At 58.4% G+C, this 19,420-nt stretch carries 18 protein-coding genes; 9 read left to right on the forward strand and 9 right to left on the reverse strand.

Features of this window, described 5'->3' with window-relative positions; all coding sequences use genetic code 11:
- The first annotated feature begins 571 nt into the window (after window positions 1–571).
- From AC0QKW_RS05875 to AC0QKW_RS05885, 3 genes are all read left to right on the forward strand, one after another.
- The gene (locus AC0QKW_RS05875) at window positions 572–1,270 is read left to right on the forward strand and encodes a phosphatase PAP2 family protein (RefSeq protein WP_473150129.1); all 699 of its coding nucleotides are present in this window, start codon (window positions 572–574) and stop codon (window positions 1,268–1,270) included.
- A gap of 361 nt (window positions 1,271–1,631) precedes the next feature.
- A complete protein-coding gene (locus AC0QKW_RS05880) occupies window positions 1,632–2,033 on the forward strand; it encodes a DUF1499 domain-containing protein (RefSeq protein WP_473150130.1) in 402 nt (133 codons plus the stop codon).
- Between the two features lie 102 nt (window positions 2,034–2,135).
- Window positions 2,136–2,330, forward strand: a complete 195-nt coding sequence (locus AC0QKW_RS05885; protein ID WP_473150131.1) for a hypothetical protein — start codon at window positions 2,136–2,138, stop codon at window positions 2,328–2,330.
- Window positions 2,331–2,437: 107 nt separating this feature from the next.
- Here AC0QKW_RS05885 and pgeF read toward each other — a convergent pair whose 3' ends face one another.
- Window positions 2,438–3,217 carry a peptidoglycan editing factor PgeF gene (gene pgeF, locus AC0QKW_RS05890; RefSeq protein ID WP_473150132.1) on the reverse strand — a complete coding sequence of 260 codons (780 nt, stop codon included), beginning with the start codon at window positions 3,215–3,217 and terminating at the stop codon, window positions 2,438–2,440.
- A 306-nt stretch (window positions 3,218–3,523) separates the two neighbouring features.
- Here pgeF and AC0QKW_RS05895 point away from each other — a divergent pair, with 306 nt between their 5' ends.
- The 3 genes from AC0QKW_RS05895 to AC0QKW_RS05905 all read left to right on the forward strand — a co-directional run bounded on the left by AC0QKW_RS05895 (window position 3,524) and on the right by AC0QKW_RS05905 (window position 6,359).
- The gene (locus tag AC0QKW_RS05895) at window positions 3,524–4,294 is read left to right on the forward strand and encodes a biotin--[acetyl-CoA-carboxylase] ligase (protein WP_473150133.1); all 771 of its coding nucleotides are present in this window, start codon (window positions 3,524–3,526) and stop codon (window positions 4,292–4,294) included.
- Window positions 4,295–4,646: 352 nt separating this feature from the next.
- On the forward strand, window positions 4,647–5,738 hold the full coding sequence (locus AC0QKW_RS05900) for a M23 family metallopeptidase (RefSeq protein ID WP_473150134.1): 1,092 nt from the start codon (window positions 4,647–4,649) through the stop codon (window positions 5,736–5,738).
- Between the two features lie 186 nt (window positions 5,739–5,924).
- On the forward strand, window positions 5,925–6,359 hold the full coding sequence (locus AC0QKW_RS05905) for an acyl-CoA thioesterase (RefSeq protein WP_473150135.1): 435 nt from the start codon (window positions 5,925–5,927) through the stop codon (window positions 6,357–6,359).
- 173 nt (window positions 6,360–6,532) lie between these two features.
- Here the strand turns inward: AC0QKW_RS05905 and AC0QKW_RS05910 are convergent, their stop codons facing one another.
- From AC0QKW_RS05910 to AC0QKW_RS05930, 5 genes are all read right to left on the reverse strand, one after another.
- Window positions 6,533–7,126, reverse strand: coding sequence for a 5-formyltetrahydrofolate cyclo-ligase (locus AC0QKW_RS05910; RefSeq protein ID WP_473150136.1), 594 nt, complete (start codon window positions 7,124–7,126; stop codon window positions 6,533–6,535).
- Between the two features lie 156 nt (window positions 7,127–7,282).
- Complete coding sequence (locus AC0QKW_RS05915; protein ID WP_473150137.1) at window positions 7,283–9,535, reverse strand: pentapeptide repeat-containing protein; 2,253 nt, start codon at window positions 9,533–9,535, stop codon at window positions 7,283–7,285.
- Window positions 9,510–10,121, reverse strand: coding sequence for a M23 family metallopeptidase (locus tag AC0QKW_RS05920; RefSeq protein ID WP_473150138.1), 612 nt, complete (start codon window positions 10,119–10,121; stop codon window positions 9,510–9,512). Before AC0QKW_RS05920 ends, AC0QKW_RS05915 begins: the two co-directional genes overlap by 26 nt.
- A gap of 123 nt (window positions 10,122–10,244) precedes the next feature.
- Window positions 10,245–10,778 carry a DUF2996 domain-containing protein gene (locus AC0QKW_RS05925; RefSeq protein ID WP_473150139.1) on the reverse strand — a complete coding sequence of 178 codons (534 nt, stop codon included), beginning with the start codon at window positions 10,776–10,778 and terminating at the stop codon, window positions 10,245–10,247.
- 161 nt (window positions 10,779–10,939) lie between these two features.
- A complete protein-coding gene (locus AC0QKW_RS05930; RefSeq protein ID WP_473150140.1) occupies window positions 10,940–12,070 on the reverse strand; it encodes a cob(I)yrinic acid a,c-diamide adenosyltransferase in 1,131 nt (376 codons plus the stop codon).
- Window positions 12,071–12,302: 232 nt separating this feature from the next.
- Here AC0QKW_RS05930 and fraC point away from each other — a divergent pair, with 232 nt between their 5' ends.
- From fraC to AC0QKW_RS05945, 3 genes are all read left to right on the forward strand, one after another.
- Window positions 12,303–12,890 carry a filament integrity protein FraC gene (fraC, locus tag AC0QKW_RS05935; RefSeq protein ID WP_473150141.1) on the forward strand — a complete coding sequence of 196 codons (588 nt, stop codon included), beginning with the start codon at window positions 12,303–12,305 and terminating at the stop codon, window positions 12,888–12,890.
- The gene (locus AC0QKW_RS05940; protein WP_473150142.1) at window positions 12,887–13,915 is read left to right on the forward strand and encodes a DUF5357 family protein; all 1,029 of its coding nucleotides are present in this window, start codon (window positions 12,887–12,889) and stop codon (window positions 13,913–13,915) included. The genes fraC and AC0QKW_RS05940 overlap by 4 nt, the downstream gene beginning before the upstream one ends.
- 96 nt (window positions 13,916–14,011) lie before the next feature.
- Window positions 14,012–14,791, forward strand: a complete 780-nt coding sequence (locus tag AC0QKW_RS05945) for an ABC transporter permease (protein WP_473150157.1) — start codon at window positions 14,012–14,014, stop codon at window positions 14,789–14,791.
- Here AC0QKW_RS05945 and aat read toward each other — a convergent pair.
- From aat to AC0QKW_RS05960, 3 genes are all read right to left on the reverse strand, one after another.
- Window positions 14,788–15,384, reverse strand: a complete 597-nt coding sequence (aat, locus tag AC0QKW_RS05950; protein WP_473150143.1) for a leucyl/phenylalanyl-tRNA--protein transferase — start codon at window positions 15,382–15,384, stop codon at window positions 14,788–14,790. The genes AC0QKW_RS05945 and aat overlap by 4 nt on opposite strands.
- A gap of 112 nt (window positions 15,385–15,496) precedes the next feature.
- Window positions 15,497–16,792 carry an acetylornithine/succinylornithine family transaminase gene (locus AC0QKW_RS05955; protein WP_473150158.1) on the reverse strand — a complete coding sequence of 432 codons (1,296 nt, stop codon included), beginning with the start codon at window positions 16,790–16,792 and terminating at the stop codon, window positions 15,497–15,499.
- A 295-nt stretch (window positions 16,793–17,087) separates the two neighbouring features.
- Window positions 17,088–19,376: a transglutaminase TgpA family protein gene (locus AC0QKW_RS05960; protein WP_473150144.1), complete on the reverse strand. Its 2,289-nt coding sequence runs from the start codon at window positions 19,374–19,376 to the stop codon at window positions 17,088–17,090.
- Window positions 19,377–19,420 lie beyond the last annotated feature (44 nt).

Below are 19,420 nucleotides of genomic sequence, written 5' to 3' on the forward strand. Positions count from 1 at the left end.
GCCAGGTTTAACCGATGGTCTAGTTGGCATAAAATGTCGCTCAGCCAGCACAACTACCTGGCCTCAACTCAACCTTAGCCAGTTTCTATGGGTCGGCCAGTAGTTATCGAGCAGGGGTGACATGTCCATCGGCTGCGGTTGGGCTAGAGGCAGAAGCATATCGCCAACCCTTCTGTGATTGCGGTTAGAGGAGTATCTATAGCTCAAATCTCATAGCCAATCCGAGTCACATAACCCCGATTCCCAAAAGGCCGAACCGTAGGGGCAAACGGTTGTTTACCCTGCTGAATCAGGGGTAGCCAAGAAGGATTTAGTATCCCCAATTGGCTGGCCTCACTCAAGCATGGGCGCACCGTGAGCTTACGGGGCATAGTTACAACCTCCTTAGGGGTGAGACAGGGAGGCCAGGTCTCATAAGCGCCGCTGCTCACAGCCTGTAGCCCCAGGGCAGCAAAGATTTGCGAGGGGTGTTGGCCAGGTTGGCGCGTTGTCATCTGTCAGCAGGTGCAGCCAAGGTCAGGGAGCCACGTGTCATTGTGATGTGAGTTTTATGGGAAAAGGTGGCAGCGCGATGCAACAACATCTCAAACAACTGGCCAGAGCGTGGATGCAGTCCATTCATCCACGCCTGATGTCCTTTGTGGCGGCCTTGGGTCTATTTTGGCTGGGGGCTTGCCTATTTGTGTTAGTGGGCCTCGCCCACCTGGCCGATGAGGTGTTGGAGCAAGAGGCCTTTTTCTTTGACGAGGCGATTTTGCTCTGGATACACCAATTTGCTAGCCCTACCTTAGACCGGGTGATGGTGATGGTCACGAGCCTAGGCAACCCCGGTGTGGTCACCCCCTTGGCCTGCATGGGATTTATCTGGTTGTGTTGCCGACGACAGTGGTCGATTGCCGCGGTCTTTGCCATCAACTGTGTAGGTGGCGCGGTCTTAAGTACTGGACTAAAGTTGTTTTTTGGCAAGCCTCGGCCAGCCCTATGGCCCCAGACCATTACCGAGACCACCTACAGCTTTCCTAGCGGCCACGCCCTGGGGGCGATGGTGCTCTACGGCTTTGCCGCTTATCTGCTGGTGCAGCAATTTCCCCAGCGCAACATGTTGATTTATGGCCTAGCGGTCTTGCTGATCGGTGGCATTGGCTTGAGCCGTCTCTACCTGGGGGTACACTGGCCGACAGATGTGCTGGCAGGCTATGGCATTGGTTTTTTGTGGCTTAGTGGGTGCATTGCTCTTTTGCGGTTAAAACTCTCCCGCGTATCCCGGTGACCCTGAGACCGACCGAGGGGGCTCAGGGGCGATCGCGACCCATCTTTTCGACACACTTACTTGGGCGATCTATGGCAGGGCAGTCGCCGTGGAGAATCCTATCCTAAATTCATGCTGAAGCATCACAGGGCAGTGCGGTTGCAGATCGCCGCCTAGAAAAAGGGGGACGGCACTTTATGACTCGACGAGCCCAGCGCAAACAACCATCTCATCTGTCCTATCCTACAAGAGGCCCCAGAGATTTGGACATTTCACTATGCTGACACCAGTTTTTCGCCTCATAGTTGGGGTTGCTCTCGTTATGCTGACTCTGCTGGGTTCTGCTGAGCCCAGTGCTGCCGTTTCATTAGAGGCTAGTTCAATGGGAATTTTTAATTTTGCGGGCGATCGCCCCACCAATCTAGGCGTTAAAGAGGGCAAGCTGGCCCCCTGCCCCAACTCCCCCAACTGCGTGGTCAGCCAGGGCGAGGGCGATGCCGAGCACAGCATTGCTCCCCTGGCCTACAGCGGCGACCCGACCCAGGCCATGGCCCAGCTGGTATCAGTGGTCAAAGCCATGCCCCGCACGACCATTGTCGAGTCTACAGACACCTACCTCTACGCCGAGTTCGCCAGCAAGCTGATGGGCTTTGTGGACGATGTAGAGTTTTATCTCGACCCGGCGGAGTCGGTCATTCAGGTGCGATCGGCCTCGCGGCTAGGAGAGTCTGACCTAGGAGTAAACCGCAAGCGAGTAGAAGAGATTCGCGCGGCCCTGGGCTAGCCTCACGGGCGGGAAGGGCCAACCCGGCAAGAAAATCTCACCAGGTGGGTATATTGAGCCTATCAAGCGGCCACCGGCCTAAACTCTAAAGAGGTGACAACCATGCGCGGACTGGCTTTAGTTGGGTTGCTGGCGGGGCTGGGCATTGTCGGCGTGCTGATGGTTAACCAGCTCCAACCCTCACCCCAAAGCGGGAACTCTCTACCCACCGAGGCCATTGACAAGGCCAACGAAGCCTCTGAAACCATGCGCCAAGAGACCGAGAAACTCCAGCAAGATCTGCAAAAGCTTCCCTAGCTTGAGTTTGAGTAAGACAAGTTCTCTACAAAGCAGCTCCACTGTCTCCTCCTTGGAGTGATCGGGGTAGGTCAGTCTAGCGCGTGGCTAGGCCAGCGATCTGCGCCCTAGCCCTCGATGCTGACAATGCCAGACCACTGCACCTGCTTTTCCCCCGTGCGGCGATAGGAGAAAAATCGCTCCGGCTCTTGGCAGGTGCAGTGGGGAGCGATCGCCACCCGATCTGGATCTACCCCGATCTGCTCTAGCTGCCAAGCGTTGGCTCGTCGCACATCGAGGCGTACCTTGCCAGGCATGCCGTCGCGCAGCACCGGAGAGTTGGGCTGGCCCAGCAGAATATTCACCACGGCCTCATCGTCATCGGGAGGTGCCTTTAGCAGCGTGCGCCCCACCGCCGCCGCCACATCGATTGACACCTGGTAGACCGTACCTGCGATCGCAGGCCCAATGGCCACGGCCAGATCTTCTAGACGGCTGCCCTGGGCGAGCAGCTTGCTCACCGCCACCGGCACGATCGACTGGGCCGTACCTCGCCAGCCCGCATGCACAGCGGCGACCTGCCCCGTAGCGCGATCGCCTATCAGTACTGGGTTACAGTCTGCCGAGCAGACCCAGAGAGCCTGGTGGGGGCGATCGCTAATCAGACCATCGGCCTCTGCCTTGGCCTCTGGCGTCACCGGTTCGGGCAGCTCTGCAGGTCGCAGCACACGGTTGCCATGCACCTGACGAATGCGATGCACCGCCGCCGTCGGGGCAAGGGCTGCGGTCAAATACGCTGGGGTCTCTGGCCAGGCCAGGCGAGTAAAGAAGCCGTGGGGCCAGGGGGCTAGCAGGCTACAAGTAAGAATGTCTTGCCCCTGCCAGGGGTGCCAGTGCCAGTCTGTCATTGCTATATCGATGGCGTGGTTTTCTCGGTACGATGCTACCCCCTTTTCGGCCTATTCCGACGGTTTACAGCGGTTCTCAGCAGTTACGGCGGCCTATGTAGAGAAGCGATTAAGAGAAGTCGCAGTTTTATCAAGTTCTGTTTTGGGTCTAGGCTTGGGCTCTGGCTGAGCCAGACAAGGTGATAGCGTGGAACCCGTATCTAACTTTATATGCTGACTTCCTATAAATATCCCCAGGATTGATAACGGGTGAATTTAGACCAGCTGCGGCAATTTGTCCTTCTATCCCCCCAGCAGTTGGGGATAATGTCCAACTACAGGGCATTGCGCCCTCGATTTTACCTTCATGGGGTCGACCAGATCGACTCTACCAATCGCGCTGTCGCCGAGATGATGGCCGCTGGGGCTCCAGCGGGCACGGTTTTGGTAGCCGATACCCAGCGATCGGGGCGGGGGCAGTGGGGGCGGCAGTGGCAGTCGCCCCTCGGCGGGCTGTACCTGTCCCTAGGGCTCAAGCCTGATCTCGCGGCCCGCCGCAGCCCTTACCTCACCCTGGCCAGCGCCTGGGGAGTCGCTACCAGCCTGGCCAATCTGGGTCTGCCCGTGCAGGTCAAGTGGCCCAACGATCTGGTGGCTGGGGGCAAAAAGCTGGGTGGCGTACTGGCCGAGACCCGCATCGTGGGCGAGCAGGTGCAGGATGTAGTGATTGGCCTGGGGCTCAATGGGGTTAACCCCGTGCCCTCAACCGGGACCTCCATTCGGCAGCTAATTCAGCCGGAAAGTCCCCCTGGCCTGCTGAATACCTTGGAGGGACTGGCCGCGATCGCCCTCTACGGCCTCATGCAGGGCTATCTCCACTGGCAAAACCTGGGAGATGAGGCCTTTCTTGAGGTCTACCAGGCCCGCATGGCCAATCTAGGTCAAGCGGTGGCCATTGACGGCCAAATCGCAAAAGTCATTGGGGTAGCTCCGTCGGGCAACCTGCGGGTACAGCTCAAGCAGATGTATATGACTACACCAGCGGTCAAGACGCTGGAGATAGAACCCGGTAAAGTAACTTTGGGCTACAATGCGTAGCGACAGAATTATGGTGAAAAAAGGTAATTTAGGGTCGAGGCAAGGGGTTAAGCAGTCTAGGATTTTTGCTTCAGCAGCCTGGCTTCAGGTGCTGACGCTGGTCGGTGGCTTAGGGGTTTCCCCTAGCAGTCGAGCAGTTGCTGAAACTTCTATGGCAACCGACCCGTCTAGAGCTGAGTCAGCGGTTAAAACGACAGCTGACTATTTGGCTCCAGGGGGTGACAGCACCCATCGCTCCAGCTCCCCAACGACCCTTAACCTGCCTTTATCGCCCGTGGCTCGGCCTGAGTTTACCCCTCGGTCTCCGGCCACGTCGGTTGTCGTGACATCTCCCCCTCCAGCGAGCTCGCCGATGTTTTCCCCGGTTCCACCACCGCCCCCAGCGGCCCTTACCATCACTCTTCCGGCCCAGACAGCTGCCCCGACGATGGCTGAGAGCTTGCTTCAACCGTCGGTTGCCTCTAGTGCCTCGGCCGAAGCCGAGACCTCTGCCCCGGCAGTAGTACCCGAAGAAGAGGCATTGCCCACCCCTAGGGTAGTTGTCCCTGATGCAGTTGCTGCCGATGAGTCGGTGCCCGCAGGCTACAACAGCGTCTTTATCGACCCCACTGACTACAATCTGGGTGCCACCCAGGCACCCGTCACCCAGCCCGGCGGCACCCCCAACGTGGTGTTTGCCGATCGCTCTACTGGCTGCCAGCTTTCTGTGTCTGCCGGTCAGAGTAGCCCCGACAGCACCTGCGCCCAAGACTCGACTACCGCTCAGAACAGTACCTCTGGCAGTAGCGAGATTCAAATTGGCCCCATTGCTGTGAGCGCCAACGGAGTGCGCCTAGGCAGCACTACAATTGTGAGCCGCGAGGCTCTCAACGAGAAGCTCCGCCCCCTCAATGTGCTGCGTCGTGGCAACGAGGAGTATGTCTTTCCGCTGTCAATTCCAACGTCGATTTCGTCGCTGTTTGGCTGGCGTATGCACCCGATTCAGCAGAGCTGGCGGTTTCACTCGGGTACTGACCTGGCGGCACCTATGGGCACTCCAGTACTGGCCACCCAAGCGGGCCGAGTCTCAGTGTCTGACTTTCTAGGCGGCTACGGTTTGACAGTGATTTTGCGCCACAACGATGGCCAGCTCGAGTCTCGCTACGCTCACCTGTCTCAGCTAGCGGTGCAAGCTGGAGAATGGGTGGAGCAGGGCGAGGTGATTGGTCTGGTCGGCAGCACCGGCAACTCCACTGGCCCCCACCTGCACTTTGAGCTGCGACAGCTCACGGGCGAAGGCTGGGTGGCCGTCGACCCCATTGAAGTGTTGGAGTATGGCATCGCCAACCTGCTAGAGCTGATCGACAACCCTCTGCTGGCCCTGGGGCGCGATGCCGCCGCTGAAACCTCCGACGAATGGCCCAGTGACCTGCCCTTCCGCCCGGCTCAACCCAATGCCAGCTAGGGCGACAGTCGCTGGGCTGCTGATCTCTTTTTTACTAAAAATCTTCCAGCCTCTTAGGCCGGTTCTGGCAACCAAAATACCGAGGTTTCTTTCTGAGGGTGCAGGCTCTGAGCCTCTATATGGGGGTATCTTCTTTTTCAAGAATCTCCTTAGGTGTCAAACTATGGCGTGGCGGAGTTAGTAGCTGTGCCCTACGTTTTTACCCACCAGGTGCGGTTTCATGAAACTGACGGCGCTGGGGTTGTTTACTTTGCCAATGAGCTGACGCTCTGCCACACGGCCTACGAAGATTCCTTGGCGGCAGCGGGTGTCGATCTGCGCGCTTTCTTTCGGGCCGATGTCGTGGCTTATCCAATCGTGCATGCCAGCATCGATTATCGTCGGCCCCTGCACTGCGGCGATCGCGCCACCATCCATCTCGTGCCTACCCGCCTAGACGACAGCACCTTTGAGATTCAGTATCGGGTTGTGGTGGCAGAGGCTTTGGCGGCCCAGGCCGTGACCCGCCATGTCTGTATCGCAGCGCTTGACCGTCGCCGCTGCCCGCTGCCTCCAGAGGTGGAGCAATGGATCGATCGCTGGGGCGATGCTGCCATCGAGGTTGTCCAAAATGGAGAGTAGCTGGCAGGAATGGCTATTTGTGCTGGGATATGTAGGCTTTTTGGTGGCGATCGCAGCCCTAGTGCTCACCTCCCGACCCAACCGGTAGGGGCTGGCCTGAGGACAACTCTGACACAGAAATACCCGTGGAATTTTCTTCAGGAACGGGCGATCGCCAGGGCTGGCCTCGTGACCTAGCTCTTACCCAAAAACAGACCGCTCTCTGAGCACACTCCAGCCAGGGGCCGATCCCACGGGTCGCGGGGCAAACTGGGCAAGCGGGCATACTCAAACACGATGCCCACAGTGGGTATGGTCTGCCATTCAGCCTTGCTCAACAGGCGATCGTAGTAGCCGCCGCCGTAACCGAGTCGATAGCCGCGCACGTCACAGGCCACAGCGGGCACCAGCATTAGATCAACCAGCGACAGGTCAATGCGGGGGGCGCGGGCGGGCGGTTCGATGATGTCGTAGGCACCTTTTTGAAGTGGGTAGGGGCTTTGGGATGACCAGTAGTGCCACTGGAGCGTCCGACCCACGCAGCGGGAAAGCCCCCAGTGGGTGTGGTGGGCGGTCAACGGGCTAATGTCGGGCTCTTGGCGAAAGCTGGTGTAGGCCAAGATCACCCGGCAGCGGCGAAAGTAGTCCCAATTGAGCAGGTGGGCGCAGATGCGATCGCTCTTTTGTCGCCACAGCTGGGGGGGAATGCTCTGGCGGGCGCTGAGTAGGCGGCGGCGCAGATCGGATTTGGCCTGGTGGTTGAGGTCTGAGGCAGAGGGTTGAGTCACAAAAAATGCACAGTCTGATGGAAAAGTACCCAGGAACAGCGCTAAGAGCATCCCCACATAAACAACATTCCGGGCAAGAGGGCGAACTCAGGCTCCTGGGTCAGTTGCAATGAGATTTATAGATAGGTATTGAGCTAGAACACTCTGATGCAGGTGCTAGAAATAAATCAGCAGGTTGAGCCCCGGAATGGTGCGCGATAGCGTCCACAGGAGCAGCGCTGTGTAGAGCAGACCCAATCCCCATTGATACCACACAAGGGCCGTAATCAGCCCAGGCACCTGCTCATCCCTTAACCGAATGTCATTAAAGCCAAACTTAAGCCAGTTGTTGAGGCTAAAGTCGAGGTAGTTGAGCCAGTTCCAGCGGCGATCGAGCAGCAGGTAGGTGTAGCGATCGCGAAAGAAGGGAAATTTGGGAATCACCGGTAGCCTAGCAATCAGCAGTCGTAGCTGCCGCAAACTGCCATCTTCGACAAAGTAGCTCTCCTGCATCAGATCGTGATAGCGCCCCTGTTTGACCACCAACCCGATCAACACCGCTGGCACTGGCACCAGCAGCACAAACAAAAACAACCCAGCCAGCAGCGGATAGTCGGCAGATCGCCATAGGCTATTGAGCCCCAGCCCCAGCAGCAGACTGCTGGCCCCCCCTAACCACAGCCCCTCCGCCAGGGGCGGCAGAATCGGTGTGGCTCGGCGGCGGCGGTAGCGATCGATAAACCAAAACATCAGCGCAAACGTGGGAATCGCCACCAACCCCAGGCCAAAGGTGAGACCAAAGCTGGTGCCGTAGCGGCTCAGCACCACCAGCCCCCCCAGCCACAGCCAGCGCAGCCCCAGAGTGAGCCGCTTGGTCACAGAAAAAGCATTGAGGGCAAAGATGCGATCGCGCACCTTTAGATAGGTCGCCAGATCTATCCCTGGCACGCTCAGCACCCCCTCAGTACCAATAAACAACTGCTCCTGGCGCTGCTTCACCACTGCCGCCGCCTGGGCTTCATTAAAGCCTGCCCGCACCAGGGCAGGCACCGAGGCGGTGTTAATGTTAATGCCCAGTAGCCGCTGCTGCCAGACCTTGAGCCGCAGCCGTTCGGCGGTGTAGGCAATGTAGTTGGCATCGCTGATCTGCTCTAGACGACGAAAGTTGCGCTCTAGATTGCGCAGCAGCGTTTCGTTACCCGCCAGCTGGGGCACCGAAAATACCCGGCCAATTTTGCCAGGGGTGCCCAAAATCTGGGTTTGCTCCAGGCTAAACTCCAGGCCCGCTACATTCAGGTAGGCCTGGGGCGGAAACAGGGCATCCCCCAGATCGACCTCGCTGCCCAACACCGCGTTGCGCAGGTTCACCGGTTCACCAAAGCGAGCCTGGCGCAGCACTAAGGGCGCATCAAAGCGGGCCTCGGTGAAAAACAGCGCCTTGGCAAAGTAGCTGCGTACAAAAAAAGCGCTACCCTGCCACACCGTGCGGGCAAAGTCGGCGGTGCCCTGCCACTGCACCCGGCTAAAGTTGAGATCTCCTGCCAGCACCGCCCGACTGAAGTTGGCGTCGGCTTTAAACTCGGCCCCCTGGAAATTGGCCCCGCTGCGAAACTGGCTCTGGTCAAAGCGGGTCGCCTCAAAGAACAGACTATTTTTGGCCTGCACCCCCTGGCGAAAGTCAGCCCCCGAGACATTCACCGCTCGGTTAAACCGCGCCCCACCGACCGATAGCCCCTGTTCAAATATTGCCCCTGAGGTCAGCACCCGGCCCAGAAAAAAGGTATCCCCCCCGAGCACCTGGCCCGTAAACCGAGTCTGTACCGCCACTAGCGGAGCTTTGAAGAGATAGATTTGTTGACTGCCCCCCTGGCCCTGAATCAACAGCGACTGAGAGAGGCGATTGAGCTGAAGCAGGCGCTGGCGATCGCGCCTCAGCTGGGCCTGTGCCCCCTTGCTCAGCAGGAGGGCAAGGTTGTCGCCGTAAAGGGGTTCCCGCTGGCCCAGCCGCTGCAAGTCGAGGTCGCCCTGTACGATGGCATAGCTGATGTCGAGGCTAGGTGCTGTGGCTGGCTTTTGCAGCACATTGCTCAAGAGTCGGTAAAAGCTCTCGGTCAGCGGGCTATCTGGCCGTAGATCAATTGTGTAATTGCGCAGGTCAATGCCTGGCCGCCCCTCCCGCTGTACCGGACTAGCCAATCGCTGCCGCAGCAGATCAACGGTGAGAATGGGGTGAATGTCAGCAGCCAGGGCAGGGGTGGGAGAGGCGATCGCCAAAACCAGAGCTAAAACTAGCCCCAACCAGCAGCGCCAAACAACCAGGCTCAAGTGTCGCCCTAGCTCGGCTCGGCGGCATCCTATCACTGCATCCCGCAGCTGCCGCGTCTCGCCCAGAGCGCCGACAACCCTAGAGGGCCGCCCGCTGGTTGGCATACATTTCTCTGAGCACCAAAGCCGGATCAACCCAGTTGTCTTGATATTTTAGCCCCCAGTGCAGGTGAGGGCCAGTGGTGCGCCCCGTCATGCCGACGCGGCCAATGCGCACCCCAGCAGCGAGTCCCTGCCCAGGCCGCAGCTGAATACCTCCGGTTCGGTCGACCAGAGCCTTATTTTGACCACTGCCCTCCACATGCCCCTGCATATGACAGTAGATATGAGTCCAGTCACCCGATTTAATCGCCACGGAGGTACCGCAAGCGCCGTCATCTTCCACCCAGAGTACTTCTCCAGCCCACCAGTTGCGAATGTAGCTGCCATTGGGAGCAGCCAGATCGAGCCCATAGTGAAAACGCGAGCTACCGCTGTAAGGATCACTGCGGTAGCCAAAGGGAGAGGTGTAGGTTTGAAAGTTTTCGACCGGGAACGAGGCCCGAGTCCACAGAGCGGCGGTGAGCTCTTGAGCGCTCGCCCCCTGTACCCAGTGGGGCAAGGCTACCACCAGGGCCACCGCCATGACCAGCCCTAGACCAACGACAGCCCTGGGGCGAAGCAGTCGACGAAGTTTTAGTTGCCAAGTCATGGGTAAAACTGTGATGTGGAAGACGCTGACATCGCCAATTAGCTTAGCCCAGATCCTAAATCTGGCACGACTTTTTTTGCGGGTCTAGATCGAGGTCTATCTAACCCAAACTCAGCGGTCGCCTTAGTTGCGTGCCAGCCACTTCTGGCCGTTGAGTCGCCGCAGGGTATACAAGACCATCAGATCGAGGGTGATCTTGCGCTCGTCCCCCATAAACTGCTCAATGGTGCTGGGCTGAGATCCTTTATCCGCAAAGTAAAACACTTTGGGGCTGGTGATGCTGTCTTTGGTAAAGGCTATGTTGAACTGGCGATCGCCCCCTTGCCACTGCCCCTTAACCTGCCAGTAGGGCTCCCCATCGCTGATGCCAAATACCCCCAAGGGGCGCTGGTCGAGGCTGAGCTGCATGTCTTCGAGGCCGTTTTTCTTCAGTGCTGTCTCTAGGGCAGGCAAAAAGTGCTGCTGAATAAATTCGGCAAAGGGTTTGTCTTCTACCGCCGGAGGCTTCTCCTTTTTAGGCGGAGCCTTAGGGACGGCGGCCTCTGCACTAGGAGTCGCATTGGGGGCCTTAGAAGCCATGGTGCTGGTATCTACAGAGGTCTCCGAAGCACCTTCTACCGGAGTCGTCTGCTCGTCTGCCGTTTTTTCGTCAGCCATACCCAGAAAAATCTAAACAGCAATAGGGGTACTCGCCCAAATCAGCTGCCCCCCAGGTAACGTTTCCTATCCTAGGCTCTAAGGCCTATAAACACAATGTCTCAATTCGGGATGCCCCATGCCTTACTTAAGGCTGGCGCTGGTTGCCCCATGCGATCGCCCTAAAAGTCGACGCCGCGCTTTAGATCAATGCCCTTCTCAGCGTAGTGCTTGTGGTTAAACACCTCAGAGTGGGTGCTGGCCAGCTCAAAGTAGGCGGGGCGATTTTTGCAGCGGCCAGTGATAATCACCTCAGTACCCCTGGGCTTGCGCAGCAGCGCCTGGACAATGGGTTCCTCAGGCAAAAGCTCTAGGTCTACTGTGGGGTTGAGCTCGTCGAGAATGATGGTTTTGTAGAGGCCCGAGGCGATCGCCGTGCGGGCAATCTCCCAGCCGCGCTCGGCCTCGACGTAGTCAATTTCTTGCTGCTGGCCGCGCCAGACGATGGCGTCGCGACCGCAGCGCTGGTGGTCGACCAAATTGGGGTAGATCTTGCGCAGGGCGGCGATCGCCGCATCTTCGGTATAGCCGTTGCCCCCCTTCAGCCATTGAATAATCAGCACCCGATGGGAGAGATCTTGGCTAATGCCCCGACCAATGGCCTGGAGCGCCTTGCCCAGGGCGCTGGTCGATTTGCCTTTACCCGAGCCGGTATAGATCTCAATGCCCTCGATGCCTTCGATACCCTCGGCCTTGGGCTGGGGCTTCATCTCTGAGTGCAGGTCGGCCACATCCAGCAGGGGCTGGGGAGCGCCGCGCCCGGTGGCGATAATCTCCAGGTGGTCGGGCTTATGGCGCAGGGTGCGGGCCACTTCGTCCACATCCAGCAGGCCTAGGTCGAGCACCGGGTTGATCTCATCGAGCACCACCACCGAGTAGAGGCCCGAGGCGATCGCCCCCTTGGCCACATCCCAGCCTCGCTGAGCCTCCTGCTGGTCAAATTTGGTGATGTCACCGGGGCCAAAAAACTCGGCCCGCCCGGTACGCACCTGGTCGATCAGGTGGGGAAAGCCCCGCTGGAGCGCCTCAATGGCGGCATCTTCGTCGTAGGTGCGGCCCGGCCCCTTGAGAAACCGCAGCAGCAGCACCCGGCTTTCTAGAAAGTGGTGAATGCCCAGCCCAATGGATCGCAGCACCACCCCCAGCGCCACCTGAGACTTGCCCTTGCCCTCGCCGTCGTAGACGTGGATCTGTCCCGTGAGTCGTTCGTTGCCCTGCTGGGCGGTGCGAATGCCAATGCCAGTTCTGACCATGAAAATTGAGTACTGTAGAGGTTGCGTTAGAGATGGGTTAGCCCTCGCCCCCAGGGGCAGTGCGCCAGTTAGGGTCTGCCCCTGGGAGATCCAAAGCACCCCAGCAAAGGCTGTTTTTTCTAGGGCGACCCGGTCAAAGATCTTAGCGAAAGCCGAGCCGAGGTTATACCCTTAGTAATGCTTTCGTCACTCGCCTCACGGGTCAGCGTCCACGACCTATTTTCAGCCCTCCATGCCAATTGCTAACCTGCTGTCAGAACTGGGCATGATGCCACTGCGAGCTATCGTCTTTCAGACGATGTTGCTAATGGTGGCGATCGTGCTTGAGGCCATGGTGCTGCGCCAGCAGCTACGTCTAGGCTACCGCACCAGCATGCAGTATGCCGCCACCCTCAACCTGCTGGCCACCAGCCTGGGGTGGATTGCCTTTTTGGCCCTCGAAGCGGTGCTGCCCCTATCGCTGCGCAGCCAGGTGATCAGCTACGTGCTGTTTAACCGGTTCTACGTCAACACCTGGCGTGAGGTGCTGCCCTTGATTGTAGTACTGGTCGCGATCGCCGCCTTCTTTAGCACCTACTGGATCAAGCTCCAGGGGCTAACCTGGCTTTTACAGCTGCTGGGCCAGACCCCGGTGGTAGAAGACGCCGATATTTTAGAAGCCAACCGCCGCCAGCGCTACCAACGCGCTCGCCGTCAGCAGACGTCGGGCCAGAGCGGCACATCTCCCCGCGCCCTAGCGGTGCTGGAGGCCAATGCCCTCAGCTTTACCGCCATTTTGATTGTGCTGCTGCTGATCGACCGCACCCGAGGGCTAGCATGATAGTCGTCCTGATTTTTAACTGGCTGAAGCGCACCTTTGCCGAGCTCAAGACACTGCTGCTGCCGCCCCACTACTTTTCGTGGCTGACAGTGATCTACCTAAGCCTGTTTTCCTGGCTGATGTCACTGCTGGCCCGCGCTGTAGAGGCCCTGCCCTTTACCATTGGCCTGCTGGCTACCTGCAGCTGGGTCTTTTTGGCGATCGGCATTGGCTGGGCACTGGAGGCGGCCAAGGTGCGGCCCTTCGGCCTTCCCATTGCCCCCTGGGTGTCGGGGGCGATTGTGTGTATGTTTCTGTTTGGCTCGTGGGGGGGGCGGTGGCTGCAACCGGCCCTGGTATCCTGGCCGCTGGTGTCGTTTGCGGTAGTGGCCCTGCCCGCCCTGGTGAGCTGGAATTTTGAGATCAAAAATCCCCCGCCGGCAGTACGCCAGCAGCTAGCCCTACTGTTTTGCCTCAGCCTGTTGTTTAGCAGCTGGTTTCAGTTTTATTTCCGCATTCAGAGCTGGGTGCGCGACTACCCCAGTCTGGTGGCCGACAGCGTCGAGAATAGCGCCTTTGTCTATCGCCTACCGGGGCAGGCGATCGCCCTTCCGGCCGGGGTCAACCACCTAACCATCGCCGAAGATCTGCTGCGTCGGGAGGTCGACAACAAGCCCTGGCCCTCGGTGGAGCGCTGGCTACTCAACCTCGACGGTCAACGCCAAAACCTGCAACGACAGGTACAGAGCCAGATGGGAAGTAATCCTTCCCTGGAGGATTCGCTGTGGCGGCTTGACTTTCAGCCTCTCTCCAGTGGCGAAGGCTATCTGCTCAAGCTGTGGGCGATCTGGTCGGGGCCTGCCGCCACCCAGAGCGGCTACTATCTAGAAAAATCTTGCCTGCTGATGCCCTCCAACCGTGCCACCCTCGCCCAGGGTGACACCAGCCAGCCCGAATACGGTACCACCCAGTGGGCCAGCCTCACCTGCGATTTAGCCACGCCTAGGCAGGCTGGGCATCCTAGGGCGATGCAGTCCCAGAGTTAGCACCGGAGACAGGGCCAGAGACAGGGCCGAAGTTAGGCCAGCAAACCAATGATGATGCGATCTAGGGAGAGACTACCAATGGCAATTTCTCAGGCAATCGGGCTTTCTCGCGTCGGCGTGATTGCCCGCACGGTGTTTTTAGAGGTGATTCGCGATCGCATTTTGTACCTGGTGGGCCTGTTTGCCCTGCTGCTAGTGATTGCCGCCGTGCTGCTGCCGGAGGTGGCTGCCGGGGCCGAGAATAAAATTTTGCTTGACCTGGGGCTGGCGGGCATTCACCTGCTCAGCGTGATCGTGGCTGTCTTTGTGGGCACCGGGCTGATCAACAAAGAGATCGAGAAACGCACAGTGCTGGTGCTGATCGCCAAGCCTGTCAGCCGAGCCGAGTTTATTGTCGGCAAGCATCTGGGCCTCACCGCCGTGCTGGCGGTACTGATCGCCGCCCTAGGGGTCATTTTTATGGTGGTGTTGGTGGCTAGCGGGGTCGACTTTCCCTTCGTCAGTGTGCTGCTGTCGCTGCTGTTTATGCTGCTAGAGGTGGCCCTGCTGGTGGCGGCGGCCATGGTGTTTGGGGTGTTTACCAGTTCGCTATTGGCGACGCTGCTCACCTTTGCCGTGTATCTGATGGGACACCTCAGCCAAGACATTGTCGCTTTTGGCAAACTCAGCGACAACCCCGCCGTGCAGCGACTGACCAACGGCCTCTACCTGCTACTGCCCGATCTCGAGCGCCTCAACCTGCGTAACGAAGCCGTCTACGGCATGGAACTGTTGCCCAGCCCGCTGGAGCTATGGAGCCATGGTCTCTACGGGGTGCTGTACACAGCGCTGCTGCTCACTGTGGCGATCGCCATTTTTTCCCGCCGCCAGTTTTAGTTAAAGCTACAGTTTTGCTTGAGAGCGATTTTGAGCTGGCTTTTGTACTCGCGATCGCCGATCACGTAGGCCCCAAACCGCTCCAGATGGGGGTTCATCATCTGGGCGTCAAAGAGAATGAAGTGGCGCTGGCGCAGGTGCTCTACCAATTTGACCATCGCCACCTTAGAGCCCTCAGAGATGCAAAAAAACATCGATTCGCCAATGAATGCCCCGCCAATTCCTAGGCCTAAAATACCGCCCGCTAGCTCGTCACCCTGCCAGGTTTCAAAGCTGTAAGCCCAACCCGCCCGATAGAGCTCACTGTAAACCTGTTTAAGCTCGCTTGAAATCCAGGTGGTGTCTCGATCGGCGCAGCCATTTACCACCTCATCAAAGGCCTGGTTGATGGCGACACGGAAACGATTTTGATTGAGCGATCGCCGCAATGACCGAGGGTAACGAAAGCGATCGTCCAGCGGAATCAGCGTCCGCTGCCGACTGGAGTACCAGCCGAGGTCATCACCGTCGCCATCGGCCATCAAAAAATACCCCTGGGAATAACCACGAATAATGGCGTCCAGGTCGTACTTAGCAGGTTTTGCAGGGCTCACAGAGACTACATTGCTAGGAGTTTTGACTAGGCTATCAATATAGCCCTTCCCCTTGTCGATGGTTAGACCCGTAGGTCGTTACAGAAGCTAGCTGTAAATTGGATCCTCTGGCCTATGGGCTGGTGCGCTTGACTACCATTGCGATCGCCTTTTCTACGGCCATCAGCGCCTGCTGCACCTCGTCAGCACTGACGGTCAGGGGCGGCACAAAGCGTACCACCTGAGGGCCAGCGGGCACCAGCAGCAGCCCCTCACCCATCGCCGCCTTGACAATGTCCACCGATTTCACAGTGGCTTCGGGTTGAATGACGAGACCATTGATCAGGCCCCAGCCCCGCACCTGCTCCAGCACCGCCGGGTACTGCTGCACCAGCCGCTGTAGGCCAAACCGCAGCTGTTCGCCGCGCAGTTTGACATTATCTAGTAAGTTCTCAGCCTCTAGGGTTTCGCACACGGTGAGGCCCACCCGACAGGCAAAGGGGTTGCCGCCAAAGGTACTCGCATGGTCACCCGGCTCAAACACGGCGCAGGAGGCCTTACACAACAGTGCCCCAATGGGGATACCGCCCCCTAGTCCCTTAGCCGAAGTGAAGATATCGGGCTCAATACCCAGATTCTCAAACCCCCACAGGGTGCCGGTGCGGCCCATACCCACCTGCACTTCGTCGAGAATGAGCAGAATACCCTTGTCGTCACAGAGCTGGCGCACCCGCTGAAAGTAAGCGGCATCCCCTGGGCATACACCCCCTTCGCCCTGGAGAGCTTCTAGCATGATCGCGGCCACCTGGGGCGTCTCGGCATCTAGCTCGGCCACCAGCGCCTCTAGCGCCGCAATATCGTTGTAGGGTACGTAGGCAAAACCCGGCATCAGGGGGTCAAAATTCTTTTGGTATTTGGGCTGGCCGGTGGCAGTGACCGTGGCCAGAGTGCGCCCGTGAAAGCTAGCCTGGGCGGTGATAATGAGCGGGTTGGCTATGCCCCGTCGGGTGTGGGCATACTTACGAGCTAGCTTGATGGCCCCCTCGTTGGCTTCGGCACCGGAGTTACAAAAAAAGACGCGATCGGCGCAAGAGTGCTCAACCAGCCAGTGGGCTAACGCCCCCTGCTCCGGCACATAGTACAGGTTAGAGACATGGTGCAGCGTTTGAATTTGCTTCGTCACCGCTTCAACCATGGCCGGGTGAGCGTGACCTAGGGTGCAGGTGGCAATACCCGCCACAAAATCGAGATAGCGGCGACCCTGATCATCCCAAACAAAACTACCCCGGCCTTTGACCAAAGCGAGGGGAAACCGCCCGTAGGTAGTCATGACGTCAGCGTCAAACTGAGCGGGAGAGAAGGCGCTACCGCCATTGGCCACGACGCTAAACGATTTGAGGGAATTTTGAACGAGGGTTTTAAGGCTCACAGTAAGGCTCACAGTGGAAAAGAAAAGTAGAGGGGCGGGGAATGAGAGACGAGGTGGAACTGCGAATCGCAGGGTGGGCACTGCCCACCACAGAGAAAACGTCCTGCCAGGAGTCACTTAAAGACTTAGTCAGAGTCTCATCGCGACCGTCTATAGGGCCAAGTTCGCGTCCTCGGAAAAAATACCTTGGTAGCTGGAATACCCCTGCCGAACGTGATTGCTAGCCGCTAAGCCTCAATAGCTTCCATCGAGCATAGCGAAAACCCAAGGAAAATCAAGGATATTTCAGCACAGATTACTGCTGAATTTGTCGGTGCTGAGAGCGGGGGCTGCGCTGAATGAGTTTTAGCTTTTCGCTCAAGTAGGCAAGATTTTGGGGTTCGCCGCCGTAGCGCCAGCGCACGTAGGCATGGGCGATTTCGCTGGCCGCCTGGGCGCTCTGGGCCTTGGTGAGCTGATAGAGGCGCTGGCTGTATTCCAGCGGGGTCTCAGCCGGGGCTTTACCAGAGCCCTGTCGATCAAACCAGGTCAGCATTTGTTGATATAGTCTCTCGGTGGGCTCCAACTGACGCAGCTGACGATAGTACCAGGCGCGCCGCAGCCCGAGGAACCCAAGCCAGCTCAAAAAGCCCAGCCCTGTGGCAACGGCGATGCTGACGATAATGCCGATCCAGCCCAGGTTGAGAAGGCTGGTGAGAGCCCGAACCACGTAGGCTAGCCCATCGCTCAGCAGGGCAATCAGGCCATCTATGAGGCCGACTAAGGGGGAGGGGAGCCAGCCCGCAAACCAGCTCCACAGTCGTCTGATCAGGCTAAAGGCTTCAGACTCCTTGAGGCTGGGAGGAATTAACTCGTGGCCGGGAATTGGGTCAAAGCCAAACCAGCCGTATCGGGGAAAATACACTTCGGTGAGAGCATAGGCATCGGTATTGCGAACAATGTAAAACCCAGTAAACGGATTAAACTCTCCTTCACCAAACCCAGCCACCAGACGGGCCGGAATATCGATCGACCGCAGCATGATGGTGAGTACAGTGGAAAAGTGGTCGGGGTAGCCCCCCTCGGTGGTAAACAGAAAGGTTTCGACCAGATCTTGATCGGAGTTGAAGAAGGGCAGTTCAGGTTGAATGGTGTAGCGCTGCTTGAGCGTCTGGGCCAGGTAGAGGGCTTTTTCGTAGGGGTCTGTCAGGGGAATAGGGGAGGTGGCCAACAGCTCCTCGGTTTTGGCTCGCACCGGCTCTAGAATTTCCTCCGGCACTTGCAGGTAGTTGGATAAGATGCCGGGTGGGTATTGGGTGCCGGATTCTCTCAGCTGGGTACGATCGCGGTAAGGCACCCGCGATATGGCCGTATAGGTCATGCCCTCTTGGAGAATGACTGGCGCTCTAAGGCTGCCCTCGGCATCGATCGCAATCTCGCGGGTGGGAAAGTACAGCTCCTTGGGCTGGTACATCGCGGGGATCAGGTTGGGCAGTTCGCTGACCAAGGTATAAGTCTGTACCACGTCACGGGTGCGGGCCAGGGTCGGGTCGATGGGCAAAAACATCCGGGCCGAAAACCGCGATCGCCTCAGCTTTTGGGTGTTGTCGTTGCGAGAGATATCCCAACCCTGGCCGGTGTAGGTGTCAAAGGCCAGCACTCGCCAGAAACCAGGAGCCTGCGATCGCACGCGCATCACCACCTGGGGCGTCATATCCCCCCGCAGGTTTTGGTTCATCTGGCGGTTAAAGCCGTAGTAAGAGGTCGTATCGACCACCCCTGGCCCACTCAGCTTACCCCGCCCCTGGATATCCCCTGGCCCTTCGCCTTCTCCAAACCCCTGCTCATCGCCATCGCCACGGTAGGCTGGGTTCACAATCGACTCACCCGAAAAATCATCTGGCGACTCGATCACAGAACTCACCGGAAAGCTCTGAATTTGATAGCCAGGCAGACGGGGTAGGAACAGGAAAATCAGCAATCCCAGGCCAACAACAAGGGTCAGCAACGCCAGGAAGCGGCCCAAAACTGGGCGCAGCTTGACCTGGCCCCACACGGGCGCTTTCAGCCCCAGCCGCGACTGGTAGTCAAGCACCAAGACAGGAATAGCCACCGACACAAACAGCAGCAGCAGCGGGGCAAAGGCCAGAGTTTGGCTAATCGTAGCCGCTACCCCCAGCAAAATTAGGCCAATCATCGTGGAGTAGCCCAGATCTTTGCGGCGGGGCAGGTCGAAGCTGTGGAGCACTTGCAACTGCACCAACAGCTCAGCCAGCACAATACGAGTATCGCCCGGCTGCTCGACCAAGCGAGAAAAAAAAGCAGCCAGGGCCATCAGCATGCCAATGGCGATAAAAAACTTCACCGCCACGTTGCGGTTGCGTCGCCGATACCAGCTAAAGGCTGCCCCTACAGCACTGGCAGGAATAGCCAGCAGATTCCACAGCGAAGCATCGGTAACCCCAGTGGCGGCCACCACCATAGAGCAAATGCCCAGGGTAACCAGCAACTGCACCAGCAGCCTCAGCAATACGGAGTCTTCGACCTCTTGGGGAGCAGCGGGTTTGCCCAAGGGCGTAGAGGCCAGCCAGCGCGAAGCAACCATAGTGACAAGAGGCGATGAAGGTTGACTCCATGCTAACCGGCGGG

The organism is Pseudanabaena sp. PCC 9330, from assembly GCF_055795045.1.